This is a genomic window from Anaeropeptidivorans aminofermentans, from assembly GCF_940670685.1.
Lineage (GTDB): Bacteria > Bacillota > Clostridia > Lachnospirales > UBA5962 > Anaeropeptidivorans > Anaeropeptidivorans aminofermentans.
The window spans coordinates 1,436,331-1,449,342 of sequence record NZ_OW711693.1 but is presented as its reverse complement, the minus strand read 5'-3'; the positions used below and the strand labels follow the sequence as shown (position 1 = coordinate 1,449,342).

General features: G+C 48.4%; 10 protein-coding genes, 1 pseudogene and 1 riboswitch. Of the genes and pseudogenes, 3 read left to right on the top strand and 8 right to left on the bottom strand.

Annotation, left to right across the window (positions count from 1 at the left end; genetic code table 11):
- Nucleotides 1-5: 5 nt before the first annotated feature.
- The 6 genes from NBX03_RS05970 to NBX03_RS05945 form a co-directional block, all read right to left on the bottom strand.
- On the bottom strand, nucleotides 6-914 hold the full coding sequence (locus NBX03_RS05970; RefSeq protein ID WP_250229840.1) for a DUF4428 domain-containing protein: 909 nt from the start codon (nucleotides 912-914) through the stop codon (nucleotides 6-8).
- A 30-nt stretch (nucleotides 915-944) separates the two neighbouring features.
- Nucleotides 945-2,630, bottom strand: coding sequence for a DUF2207 family protein (locus tag NBX03_RS05965; protein ID WP_250229839.1), 1,686 nt, complete (start codon nucleotides 2,628-2,630; stop codon nucleotides 945-947).
- An 8-nt stretch (nucleotides 2,631-2,638) separates the two neighbouring features.
- Nucleotides 2,639-3,193: a LemA family protein gene (locus NBX03_RS05960; protein ID WP_250229838.1), complete on the bottom strand. Its 555-nt coding sequence runs from the start codon at nucleotides 3,191-3,193 to the stop codon at nucleotides 2,639-2,641.
- A 102-nt stretch (nucleotides 3,194-3,295) separates the two neighbouring features.
- Entirely contained in the window at nucleotides 3,296-3,718 is a 423-nt protein-coding gene (locus tag NBX03_RS05955) for an acid shock protein (RefSeq protein ID WP_250229837.1), read from the bottom strand.
- 50 nt (nucleotides 3,719-3,768) lie between these two features.
- Entirely contained in the window at nucleotides 3,769-4,173 is a 405-nt protein-coding gene (locus NBX03_RS05950; RefSeq protein ID WP_013274102.1) for a hypothetical protein, read from the bottom strand.
- 172 nt (nucleotides 4,174-4,345) lie between these two features.
- A complete protein-coding gene (locus NBX03_RS05945; protein WP_250229836.1) occupies nucleotides 4,346-6,349 on the bottom strand; it encodes an SH3 domain-containing protein in 2,004 nt (667 codons plus the stop codon).
- A 298-nt stretch (nucleotides 6,350-6,647) separates the two neighbouring features.
- Between NBX03_RS05945 and NBX03_RS05940 the strand changes: the two are divergent.
- The 3 genes and pseudogenes from NBX03_RS05940 to NBX03_RS05930 all read left to right on the top strand — a co-directional run.
- Nucleotides 6,648-6,848, top strand: a pseudogene (locus NBX03_RS05940) (helix-turn-helix domain-containing protein); the annotation flags it as partial.
- A gap of 110 nt (nucleotides 6,849-6,958) precedes the next feature.
- Complete coding sequence (locus tag NBX03_RS05935; RefSeq protein ID WP_250229834.1) at nucleotides 6,959-7,684, top strand: LytR/AlgR family response regulator transcription factor; 726 nt, start codon at nucleotides 6,959-6,961, stop codon at nucleotides 7,682-7,684.
- A 24-nt stretch (nucleotides 7,685-7,708) separates the two neighbouring features.
- Nucleotides 7,709-8,980, top strand: coding sequence for a sensor histidine kinase (locus tag NBX03_RS05930; protein ID WP_250229833.1), 1,272 nt, complete (start codon nucleotides 7,709-7,711; stop codon nucleotides 8,978-8,980).
- Between the two features lie 278 nt (nucleotides 8,981-9,258).
- Here NBX03_RS05930 and NBX03_RS05925 read toward each other — a convergent pair whose 3' ends face one another.
- Nucleotides 9,259-9,753 carry an RNA polymerase sigma factor gene (locus tag NBX03_RS05925; RefSeq protein ID WP_250229832.1) on the bottom strand — a complete coding sequence of 165 codons (495 nt, stop codon included), beginning with the start codon at nucleotides 9,751-9,753 and terminating at the stop codon, nucleotides 9,259-9,261.
- A 344-nt stretch (nucleotides 9,754-10,097) separates the two neighbouring features.
- Nucleotides 10,098-10,185: riboswitch (cyclic di-GMP riboswitch) on the bottom strand.
- Nucleotides 10,186-10,207: 22 nt separating this feature from the next.
- Entirely contained in the window at nucleotides 10,208-12,940 is a 2,733-nt protein-coding gene (locus NBX03_RS05920) for an S-layer homology domain-containing protein (RefSeq protein WP_250229831.1), read from the bottom strand.
- Nucleotides 12,941-13,012: the final 72 nt, after the last annotated feature.

Here is a 13,012-nt window from a genome sequence, read left to right as displayed (position 1 = left end):
TTTCTTCAAATCCCAAGGAGCTGCTTTTTCTTTGCCTCAAACTCCTGCTGGGAAATCACGCCGTCCTCCATGAGCACCTTGTATTTTTTGATTTCTTCGATGGCATCGGCAGGCGGGGCCATGTTGGTATGTAACGTCCCCATTCCCATCATGCCGGGGCCAATAGACTGCTCGGCTGCGCCGGGGAAGGCCACCGTCCTAAGTGCCGCCGCCAACTTTTCAATTTCTTCTATGCTTTGCTGATAGGAGCGGAGGTAGTTGTTCACATCCGGGAGGGTGTTGTTAAACCGAGGGCCGTCCATATCACATTTGAGCACTGTCCAGTAGGGGTGGTCAAAATGCAGCTCCATGTGAAACGCCTGAAAAGGTTCGGGAATATCAAAATACGGTACCGAAGCGGAGTTGTTTACTTTGCCGTCGTCCAACCGGTCAAGGGTTCGTGCCATCCGCTTGCTCGCCGCAAACTGTGCGATTTGCGGCGCCATCGCCATCACCCGCTCGGTTACAGTGCTGGCATAACGGCGGATACCCGCTGCCGATCCCTCAAACAGAGGAGTGTTGTCCTCTTTGATGGTAAAGGATTTTAGCTGTTTGCCTTCAAACACGGTCTTGTCCGGCTGTTTGCTCATGCAAAACCACTTGTTCTGGTAATCAAAGATGATTTTGGTATCCCAAAGGCCGAAGTCTATCTGTTCCGAAATCACAAACTGATCTTTTAGCAGCTTGTTTTGGTCGTAAAACATCAAATATTCCTTGAAGTCCTGCATGGTCAAATTCAGTTCTTTCTCGGTCTGTATATCAAGTTTGCCGTGACAGGTATCACAAATATATTCACCCTCGATTTTCGTTGGCAGAAACCATGAAATCTTGCCGCCGCAGATGGGGCAAGGGGGTTTTTTAGAAAATAAGCCCATATGTATTTCCTCCGTATATGTAGTAAGTGATTATCTCGTTCCGCCGCCCGAACCGCCGCCGATGGAGCCGCCGCCCCCTCCAAGGGAAGCAAATCCACCGCCTCCGCCGCTTCGCTTTTCCTGTATGCGCCGTTCCTCGGCTTTCTTCATATTGGTGTAAAGTAGGTAGTGGTAGGAATAGGCGGTTGCCATGCTCCCACTGTAATCGGTCAGCTCGGCAGAAATTTGCGGGTATAGTTCTTTCATCTGCTCCGCCACCTGATCGGCGATACCAAAGAGCATGGCATAGGTCAAAAGCTCCCGCCAAATCGGCATTTCCTTGACACCTCGTTCGGCAATCAATGAAAAATCCGTCAGATACCGTTTCAGCCCCATCAGCTCGCCCAGCTCCTGTTCCCCGGTAGGGGTCAGGTCGGTGAGCTTGGCGGATGCGTTCCACCGTTTCAGGCAGTGCTTCCCACTCAAATACGCTTTGCCCGCGCTGTCGCATTTCTGTATGTAGGTACGCAGCAGCTTGTCGTTTTGACTTACAAAGCGTTCCAGCTCCTTTGGCTGCAAGACGGCATCCGAACCGGCCGCGCCCTCCAATACCGTATAGAGGTACTCGTCATACTCGTTCATATTGCTATGATTGCTGCCCATGAGCCGCAGACTGACCGTTTCTTTGGTTTTGCCCATAAATCCGACTTCTTGGGTTTCTATTGGGGACAGGCAGCCAAGCTGAATCAGCCGTAGTATTCCTGTGGAGAGAATCGCACCGTCCTCACACACATCAAACAGCCGTCCCAGCGCATAGGTGGCGCTCAGATTTCCGTCGTTTGGAATGTCCCTGAAATACCCGAACCCCTCTGTAAACCGTTGCCGTTTTTTCTCTGCGTGTTTCCTTTTCAGCCTGCGAAGCCAGATAATCAGTCCAATGGGAGGTCCGATGGACAGCAGTATCGTGACAATCGCTTCAAATGTGGATATTTCCTCGCCGGTGCTATTGTAGTCGCTGCCCTCAAAGGCTTTTTCCTTTACTTCTTCAAAGCTGCCCGATTCCTGCCGTAAGGGGGATAAGATACCCTTCTCCAGCGAAAACAGCACTGTCACATGGTTTTCGGGACGGATGGGACTTTCCGTGTAGGCAAGAATTGCGCCATCTGCAAATTCCACCTGTCCGTCATAGCCGAATCCCCATACAGCGGCGTTTTTCTCGGTGATGGGCGTGCCGTCCGCCAACCGGATTTCCACCTTCACATCGGTGGGGGTGGTGTTCATTCCATCATTTACAAATCGGAAATTGACCCCGTCCCTGTCGCTGTAGCCGCCCACCGCATTGTCCAGCTTATATTCAATGGCATAACGGTTTTGTCCGTAATTACTAATGCCGAAGCAGATTTCATACCCGCTGTCCGTATCATGGATGCCGCATTTTCTCGCCTTTTCTTCAAAGCTCCAGTCCACATTCCAATCCGGCACGGTTTCATAAGCACCGTTTTGGTCGGAGACTGTAAGCTGGCTGATAGTCAGATAATCAGGTGCGTTCATGGGAATGTAGCTTTCGGTTCCCTCGTTAAAATCTCCCTCCCAACCTTGAGTCACATACATGGAGCCATCCTCGTAAATGACCGCCTGTATATCCATGGTATTGACCTGATTTGCCGCAAAAGCTGGGAGAGGGAGGGTAAATAATAAGGCAAAGCATAGAATCAGTCCGCTTACTTTTTTGTGCATCGGGCACCTCATTTCATGCTGGGCATATCCGTCTTATCAGCCTGCTCCACAAGATACTCTCTTTGGCCAAAACCCAGCATCCCAGCGACCATGGAGACCGGAAACATTCGGATTTCACGGTTCAGCTTTGTAACACTGTCGTTGTAGATCAGACGGCTGGTGCGCACCATATTTTCAAAGGTCTGCACCGCATCCATGGTTTTGATGTAATTTTGATTGGCTTTCAGGTCGGGATACTGCTCCGTTACCATGGCAATCCTGCCAAGGGCTTCGGAAATAACCCCTTCTTGACGCATGACTTCATCCGGCGTGGATTTTGCCGTGATGACGCTTCTTCTGGATTTGATTGTCTCAATCAACGTTTCGCTTTCGTGCTTGGCGTAGCCCTTTGTCAAATCCAAAAGGGCCGTCAGCGCATCAAAACGACTGGAAAGCTGCACCCCGATTTGGCTCATGGCATTGCTGATATTCTCATCCAGCACCACCAGTCTGCGCTGGGTGGATATGATCCATAGAACAATGACCGCAGCAATTACGGCGATTGTGATGAAAGTTGGCAGCATAGTCATTTCCTCCTTTTTGCAAAAGCGGATGCGGGTGTTCCGCATCCGCTTTTGTCATGAGATTATTTTTTTATGTTTTATCCATTTGATAAAACGCAATGATTAGTTGCTGTAGGGCTCGCTGTACTTAGTGACTAAGTTGGGCATTTCGTCCAGCATTGCCTGATACTGTTCTATAACGGCGTCAATATCCTCTGTGCTGGTGTCTCCGTATCCGTCAAGTTCTCCAAGTCCAACCCTTGCAGAGTCCATAATAGCATATACCGCGTTCAGCTCCTGCACCGCCAGCTCGTCTTGATCCCAGCCGTTTGCCGTGGCCGCTGCCGCCGCTTCTTCGTACAGCGGGCCCATCTTCGCCATGATGTCTACAATTGCCGCTGCCTGCTCGGGGGTTACATTGTCTTTCCGTTCCGCAGCGGCGGGGGTGGATTCCGGTGTGGATGCAGGGGGTTCGGCATTGCCGCCGCAGGCTGCAAGGCTCAGTGTCATGGCAAGCGCCATCATAAGTACCAGTAACTTTTTCATTATAAATTCCTCCATTTTCTTTCGTTTAATTTTGTGGTGTTCAGGGAATATCAATGGCCGATTTCTTCTAAAGCGGCACCGGCTTCAGCGATGAATGAACGGCCTACCTCAATGGCTACTGTCAAGGCGCCCATAATCTCAGGCGTGAGCGTTTCAGGACTGGCAAAGTATTCGTCCGCCTTGATAATTTCACTGGAAAGGTCATTCATAGCAGTGACAAGCTCTTCATTTTCCAAAAGTTCAGGGCTTGCATTTACCCTGTCAGCAATTGCATCAAATTCCTCTGCCATGCTCATAAAATCCTGCGCAAGTGCTTGCTGCTCTGCTGTAAATTCCGTTTTCTCTACTTGTGTGGGTGTGGAAGGAGACTCTGCGGGAGCAGCATTGTTTCCTCCGCAGGCTGCAAGGCTCAGCGTCATGGCAAGCGCCATGATAAGTACCAGTAACCTTTTCATTTCTAAATCCTCCGTTTTCTGTTGGGTTGTATCGGGCAAAGTCCCATGCGTTCACTCTATCAAAACCCTGCCACAGAAAACCGTCTGCTGCATGAAACATGATTTTTTCGACATGAAACATGATTTTGGAGGTTGGTTTGTAAAGTGTAAGTGTAAAGTGTAGGCGGTGCAATTAGTCCTCGGTGTAGGGCGACACGTCAGGCTCGATCCACGCCTTTCCGTCGCGCCAGTCTACATCGAAGTCAAACAGCTTTGCGATGTCCCGCAGTTTGATATAGTTGTTACCCCCGATGGTGTAGGCGGTCAGCCCCGTCACTGCTGCGCCGGTGTCACCCCATACGAAGTCTGTGGTGCTTAGTGTCGCACTTTTACCGCCTTTGCCGATTGCAGTAAGCTCGCCGCTCGTCTTGGTGTACGCCGCATGGTTATACAGCTTCGCCTTGCCGTCCTCCCAGCGCACTTCAAAGCGTGTTTTCAGGAGTGCGCCCACATCCCGGAGTTTAACGTAGTTGTTGCCGCCGATGCTGTATGCGGGCAGCGCAGCCTCCGCACCGTTTAACATAAACTTAGTATTGGTAGGCGTTGCCGTAACGGTGTTGATGGGTGTCGGTGCCGGAGCAGGTGTCTGTCCGGGCGTCCCCCCAGAAGACTTCAGGTTCCGCGGCGGCACGGCCAACCGAAGAATCTCTACTTTGTCTCTCACGCCGCTTACTTCACCTAACCTCACATTTTCTTTTTCTTCCCACCAGATGGTTTTATATTGGAGGGTCGCTGCCTGCTCCCATGTAATTTTTGCGTTGGCGCTCGTGTCGCCACCGATGGCAAAGCTCCTGATGGTGTCCTTGGTAAAGGGAGCCACCTTGCGGCTAACCTGGCCTTTGTTATAGTCCATGAGTTTGATCAGGTACGATGTAAATTCCCCATAGGTGGGATTCGTGCTCCAATTCATATTGGGATTGGTAAAGACCCGCCAGCCGTAACACTGATCTATAGCGGCTTGTCCGTGGGTTGTGATTCTTTCGTTAGTCCATTTCACCTGGCTCTCTTCAGGATAGTATTTACTTAAATTATTGAACACACCAGAGAAGAGTTGTGCCATTTCCGTGTTGCTAACGGGTACTCCCCAGTCCTCAAAACGCACGTTAGAAACATTCGCAACAAGTTGAGTTAGGGTAACCCTCGCACCGTCCTTATAGCTTTTTTCAGGAGTGAACACCATCATTTTGGGGTTCTCGGAGGGGCGCATTACAACATTAGCCGCCACAGCGCTATCCTTGATTTCTATCTGCCATAAATAAGGCTTATCCACAGCCGCCACCTGTGTCTCGCCCGCACTCACTTTTGTCAGTCTGGCAGCCCACATATAATACGCCTTACCTTCATAGTTTACCTTTGCCCAGTCGCCCTTGAGCTCGGTCACTTCCAGAATGGTGCCTGTCGGAAGCTCCCCGACAATGTCGCCATCCGGCTTTGATCGGTAGACTGGGTTCGTACCGACCTTATACATCGCTCTGTCATCAATTTCGCCCGCAACTCCCAGATAACGTCCATCCGCCATCTTTATGGTTATTTCAGCCGTGTTAGCGTCTACAATGCGCTTTTTTTCAACATAGAATTTCGTGTCTCTGCCTACTGTGCGCAGCACCGCGTTGCCTGCGGCGTCGATATTGATAAAAGTGTCATCCCCAGCGCCATACCACAAACCGGCGGCACCAGAGGCTATGGAGCCAAGGCGGATGCTGTACCAGCCGTTGTCTATCGCATCATACAGTTTATGAGTAGTCTCAGTTGGTGCGGGCGCCGTCTTCTCAGGGGCAACATATTCGCCGGTGACGGTGACGGTATATTTTCCCACGATTTGGCTTGTTTTTTCGCCCGGAGCAGTCCACCGCAGGGTAATCTCCTGCTTTCCTGCGATGTACGCAAATACCGTACCTTGATTGAGCGTCACATTGCCGGAGTTTCTGAAACTGATTTCGTCAGAGATGTCCTTTTTTTCGCCGCCTACAATAGCCGTCGCTTTAATTCCGGTTCGGTCAAATCCCTCGCCAACCGTATATTCGGTCTTTGCGGGGTAAGACAGTATGGTCACAGCTTCCGCCGCAAACGCCGTTGTCGGCAGTAAGGTAAGCGCCATACACAGAGTGAGCAGTATGCCCATAAATTGCTTTTTCATAGTTTTTCCTCCTTTTTGATTGAACGAAATAACATTTATTTATCCACGTTAAATCTATCAGAAATCTTTCTGCAAAACCGTCCGCTGCATGAAACATGATTTTTTCGACATGAACTATGATTTTGGAGGAAAGTAGGCTCCTGTCTTTTTTGCTTTTAGATGTAAAGAAACACAATATCACACGAAAATCGACGAGTACGCGCGAGTTTTATCTTGTTTTTGTCATAATTTGATGATATACTGTAATCCATTACTTGTATAAACGATTTTCGACTTTTAGAAGGACGTGAGGCGTGTTATGGGTGTCAGTTATAACAAACTATTCAAACTGATGATCGACAAAAAAATAAGAAAAGGCGAACTGTGCAGGGCGGCGGGCATCAGCAGCGGTTCGCTTCTGAAAATATCGAAGGATGAAAACATATACGTTGATATTTTGGTTCGGATTTGTAGTGTTTTGGGCTGCGACTTCGGCGACATTATGGAGTATGTTCCTGATGAAAATGCCGTTATAAAATCTAAACCCGGTAATCGGCAACGACCCGATTTGCAGGAGGGAGAGCCTGCGAGAGTTTCCGAAGAAGTCTAATAGAACATGGAGGGGTGCTTATGCTGCAAATTGCGATCTGCGACGACAATATTGACGAGCTATCCAATATGGTACAGCTTATAGACCTGTATCGAACATCAAGACATCTAAACTGTGAACACGCCGTATTTCCAAACGGATTTGAATTGATTTCGGCCTTGGAAAAAGGAAAGCGGTTTGATATATACTGTCTGGATATTATGATGCCGGGCTTTACCGGCATTGATGCGGCAAAAGAAATTCGCACCTTTGACAAAACCGCACCGATTTTATTCTTCACCTCATCTCCTGAGTTTGCTTTGGAAAGCTATTCGGTGAAAGCCATCAACTATGTACTCAAGCCAATTTCAAAGGAGAAGCTATTCTTCACCTTTGATGAGCTGCTGGAGCAAATCAAAGCGAAAGAAGAAGAGGATGCGGTCATCGTAAAGAGCAATGAGGGGATTCAAAAAATACTGATCTCCAATTTGGCTTTTGCCGAGGTCATCGGCAGAAACGTCCTCTATCATCTGCGCTCCGGCAAGGTGGTCGAATGTACGGAGCCTTTTTCCTCTGTCTGCGATAGCTTGCTGAAATATGGGTGTTTTATCAAACCTCACCGCTCTTTTCTTGTGAATATGCAGTATGTGGATACCATCGAAAACCATCAGATCACCTTACAGACCCTTTCCGCTGTTCCTGTCGCACAGGGCAAGGCAAAGGAGATTAAGCAGCAATATCTGAATTATCAAATGGAAGGGGAATAAGAAAATGGAGGGAGGTGCTTTAAAGTGGCAGTAACAGTGATAGGACTCTTGCGATTTGGGGCTTCTCTGGTCTTTGGCATCACGGTGACTGCTCTCTTTGCGGGAATAGAACTTACAAAGAAAAACAGGTTCACTACCGGTTTGCTCTGTGTCATTTTCCTTTTCGTTCAAACCGCCAGTTGGTGGCTTTTGGGCTTGGATTTGACATCAAAGCTGTATCCGCTGATTATACATCTGCCGCTGATCGTGATATTCTCTTTATACTATAAGCGACCGTGGCTCATCTCCGCCGTCAGCGTGCTTTCCGGTTATCTTTGCTGTCAAGCACCACGCTGGTTCGGTTTCATTGCAGGCGCCGCTTTGGACAGCAGACTTGCGGATCACGTTTTTTATGTTGGGGCGATCTTTCTGTTCTACTATTTCCTGAAAAAGTATGTGGCGGCTTCCGTCCGGCATCTTATGGAAGTGTCCACTAAATCTTGCTTATTTTTAGGCGGAGTTCCGCTTTTTTACTATCTGTTCGACTACATAACCGCCATCTACACCGATGTGCTTTACAGCGGTACCGAATGGGCGGTGCAGTTCATGCCTTCAATAATATCCATTTTTTATTTTGTGTTTGTTATCCTTTACTACGCTGAGACACAAAAACAAGCGACCCTCCAAAGAGAAAAGGATATGTTGGATGCACAGTTTAGATTGGCGCAGACAGAGTTTGCTTCTCTGCGGCAGTTACAACAGAACGCCGCATCCTATCGGCATGATATTCGCCATCATTTTGCCCTTTTACAGGGGTTGGCCTCCAAGGAACACATCGAGGGGATTAAAGAGTACCTGCGAACAGCCCAGTCCGACATGGATGCCATCACGCCCATACGCTTTTGCGAAAACGAAACCGTCAACCTAATTTTGTCCGCTTTCGCTACGAAAGCAAAACAAGGGTCAATCATGCTGACGGTGGATGCGAAACTGCCTGATTTGCTTCCCTTTAGCGATACTGAGCTTTGCTCGCTCTTGTCAAACGCCTTGGAAAATGCCATCCATGCCTGTGAACAGATACCTGACAGCAACAAACGCATCATCCGGCTGCGTATGTATTCCAAAAATAATAAGCTGTGCATTGATCTGCACAACAGCTATCAGGTAGAGCCGATATTTCAACAAGGGCTTCCAATATCACAAGAGCAGGGGCATGGCTTTGGCACAAAAAGCATAGCTCATATCGTGGAAAAGCATGGCGGTGTATTCCAGTTTTCAGTCAAGGATAGCTGGTTTATATTTCAAGCTACTGCATAGGAGATTGTTTTATCTATTAAGTCCTCACACTGTGCTTTTTGGTCATCGTTCATAGCAAAAGCTCTGCCTGATATCAAAGATATTTGTAAAATGCAGCAAGAACCTGCTCTCTATTTTGAGATCAGGCTCTTGTGATTTTTGTAGTTAGACTACCATAGCCTCCTAATGACCTTACCCCCCCGACTTTGTCCACGGTATCATAAGGGCATTTTTTAAACCGTGGTGAAGTGGGCAACATGTATCAACAGACAACAATTATTCGCTGTTTACCGTTTAGGTTACCCAATGTCAAAAAACCTTTGCAACTTTGCCGTAGCTGCTTTTATACTTTCATGTACAGAAGTAAAATGCACTCCTTCGCAGCTTGCAATCTGGCGAATGGATAGCCCTTGAAAGAAATGCAACAGGAACCGCCGCCGTTGAACTTCTGTTAATCCACCACTGTCAAGAAGCTGTCTGGCGGCTTCTATAGCCTTTTCAGTATCTTTTTTATGTATCAGCTCCGTATCGAGAGAAGCCGTAGCAAGCGCCTCCGTATCCTCTAAGCCATTGATACTGACATCCAAACGGCTTGTCCGATTTTCGTCTATCACCTGCTGATGATAGATTTCGTCCGACAGGGCTTTTAGTTCCATAAAGTCCTCTGCGGTTTTGCCGGGATTCTCCGCAAGGTAGTCCTCCAATGTAATCTCCACGATACGGTCGGCAAAGCGGTACACAATTCCCTCACTGAACTTATTCAGTGCATAATCACTATCTTTATAATTCTTCATATTCCTTTCCTCCGATCTGTTTTGCTAAAATGCGAAACAAATCAGAGGGAGGACCACGGCAATAGATAGCTGAAAAATGTCGTATCCACAGGAACTTTGTCAAATACAAAAAGACAGCACTCTGCCTGTAAAAGCAAAATGCTGTCTTTTTGTATTTGCCTATATGAATTTGTCGTGCGCCGTCTTTATTTCCAACCCCGAAAAGGATGGAAGTTTGGAATGCTCATGTGGTTACCCCTTTCGCTATGGCGCACAGCGAAAGAGGTCTGTACTTCAAATAATTCAGCTAAAACTGCTTATGACAAGAGCCTGCCCTTAGAATAGAGAGCAGGCTCTTTGCAGTTTTTTGCAGCCAGACTATCATAGCACAATGTGCGCCTTAGACCCTCGGCTTTGCGTCCCCATCTTTTGATGGGTTTGCCCTTAATTCAATTCTGTTTCTTAGAAATGTCGTTTACTTTGTTTTTCTCACTCCGTTTTTATCGACCTCATAGCCGTCGATTTTGGTGCTTCTGGCAAGGGAGCCGTCGGTATAGAAATAGTACCATTTGCCGTCAATCTCAAGCCACTTCCCGGATATCATCAGACCGTCCTTAGTAAAGTAATAGGTCTTATTGTTTCCGTTTGCACCAAGATCCCAAAAGCCGACTAACATTGTCTTACCGGAATAAAAACGCCAGTTATCGCCGTCCTTGACCCAGCCGGTTTTCAGCGTACCATCGGTGTTGAAGAAATACTTCACACCGTCGATGGTCTGTGTGCCGGTTAGAGCTTTGCCATCCTTGTAGTACAGGTACTGTCCGGCATCGTTTTGCGCCCAGCCCTGCGCTGTGGCAGGGTTGATGGTCAGCTTGATATAACGGCCTAACATGGAGGAAACCTCGGCGCGGGTGGCATTTCCCTTTGGATTGAACTTATTGTCACTGCCGCCCATCATAATTCCTGCCTGCTGCATGGCTTTTACAGCGTCTTTGTACGCACTTCCAATACCGGAAGCATCAGCATACATGTTTGCTTCACGGGTGATTGGCAGCGTATAGCCGGTTGCCTTTGCATAGTTTGCAAAGATTACCGCAATTTCCTCACGGGTAATCGCCCTGTCTGGAGCAAACTGGCTGTTTCCGATGCCCTGAATGATGCCCTTGCTGTACGCCCACTCAATATACGGATGATATGCGCTGTCTGCTTTTACATCTGTGAAGCTGTTCTTTGTATAGGCTTTTGTATCCACTCCTGCTAGTCTGCCAAGGGCTGTTACCAACATTCCCCGTGTCATAGCAGAATTTGGTGTAAATGCTGTTTCCGAACTTCCGGACATCAGCCCTCTGCCCACCACATAGTCAATGGATTCCTTTGCCCAATGGGTGCTGATATCTGTAAACTTTGCTGTCGGTGCAGTGTAGCCAATGCCGTACTGCGAAAAGTGCGTGGTTGTGAAAATAACACAGCCGCTGTTTGCATCATAGGCAGAGCCTGCAATACGAGTGGCATTGCCCTTTGCGTCTACATAGACCGCATACAGACCACCGACTGCTTCATTCTTGCCCAGCGTATATGGAATAGATACCGTTGCAATCCCACCGCCAAAGTTGGATACTGTTTTTCCGCTTCCATAGCCTACCGTAATGTCATAGACCGGTCTTGTGCCGATCATCTTTTTGGCCGCATTGGAAAGGTTTGTTTTTGGTGCAATGGCAATATTGATATTACCGGTGCTTTGCTTCTGGATTTCTGCCAGCGCCTTTTTATCAAAGCTAACCTGTACAAGGGAGCCGTTGATTTCAAGGCTGCTGACTCCGGCGCTTACAAGGATATCCAAAGAGCTGCGGGTAAGGGTTGCTGTCAAGGAAGCTGCGCCCTTTGGCATGGTTACATCCAGCGCAACGGTGATGCCGTTTGCTGTTTTGCCCTGTGCCTTTGCATCCGCCTGTGCTTTTGCAATGGCATCGGTTACCGCTTTATCCGGGATAGATGAACTTGCCGCACCGTTTGTCCCTGCTGTTGCCGTGACAGGAGCCGTTGCTGTTACCGGCTGATTTGGCATCTTTTCCGGTGTTGCGACAGGAGCAGGAGTCGTACCTCCTCCTGAGGATGTGCCGCCGCCAGAAGAACCACCGCCGCTCGGTGCGGTATAGGTTCCTGTTTTGATTGCAGCTTTGAAACCTGTCAACGCATCATCCATTGCCTTTGCTGCTGCCTGTACTTCTCCTGCTGTGTTTACCGTGACTTTTGCCTCTGTTGCCGTTTGAATTGCAGCGGTCAGTGCGTTCATTTCTGCCGTGGTAACAAATCTTGTGCCACTGGATACTTGGTTTGCCGCTCTATCGTCCACTGAAACACCGCTCTTTGCGGTATTTGCCGCTGCGATTGCCGAATCAATGACGGACACATCAATACCTATCGTCAGCGTGCCTGTTTCGTAGGTGATATTGTAGTTGCCGTTACCGCCGCCGGTGATTGTGCCGTTTGAAGGAGTAATGGTAAAGCTGCCCTTGGTATTGGTATTAGGAGCATTGTCCGTAAAGCTAATGCCACTGATTGTTTCGCCGTTTACCAGTCCTGTAACCGTTGCAGTGTAGTCAGGCTTTGCTCCGCCAATCAATATATGCTTGTCATCGGCTTTAATAATAAGGTTAGCCTTGACGATTTCAAACGGCACATTAATACTGCCGATATAGTTAGGATCATCTGCCTTGACGGATACCGAAAGCTTATAGTTACCCACTGATTTAGGTGCTTCTAAAAGCGGTGTGCCGTCTGCCTTGCTCCATGTATAGTCATAGCCGGAAACAGCGACTGTCCTTCCAACGTCTTGGGAAATAGGCGTCCCTGTATATACTGCCGCTGTGCCGTCATAGCTCTTACTTGCCACGGCAATGCCACTGATGGTTACAGGCGATTTGTCTACGATCTTAAAGGTCAAGCTAACGGTAGCGTTTTGATAATTATCACTTCTAATGGTCACGACTGCCGTGGCTGTACCGCCTGCTGTCCCAACATTTGCAGAAGTAAATTTAAGCGTACTGCCGTCAACAGTGGGATTTACTTTGAACAGACCTGCATTGCTTGGAGATGCCACCACGTAGGTCTTCACACCTGCATTCTGCGGCACGGTAAGAGTGGAGAGGTCAAAGGTATAGGCTCTTTCCTGTCCTTTTACCATGGCAATGTTGGCAGGAGTCGCCACTGTGGGAGCTAATGCCTTGCTTATTGTGAATTTCTCCGTAGCTGTTCCGCTATAGTTGCCCTTGAGGGCGAC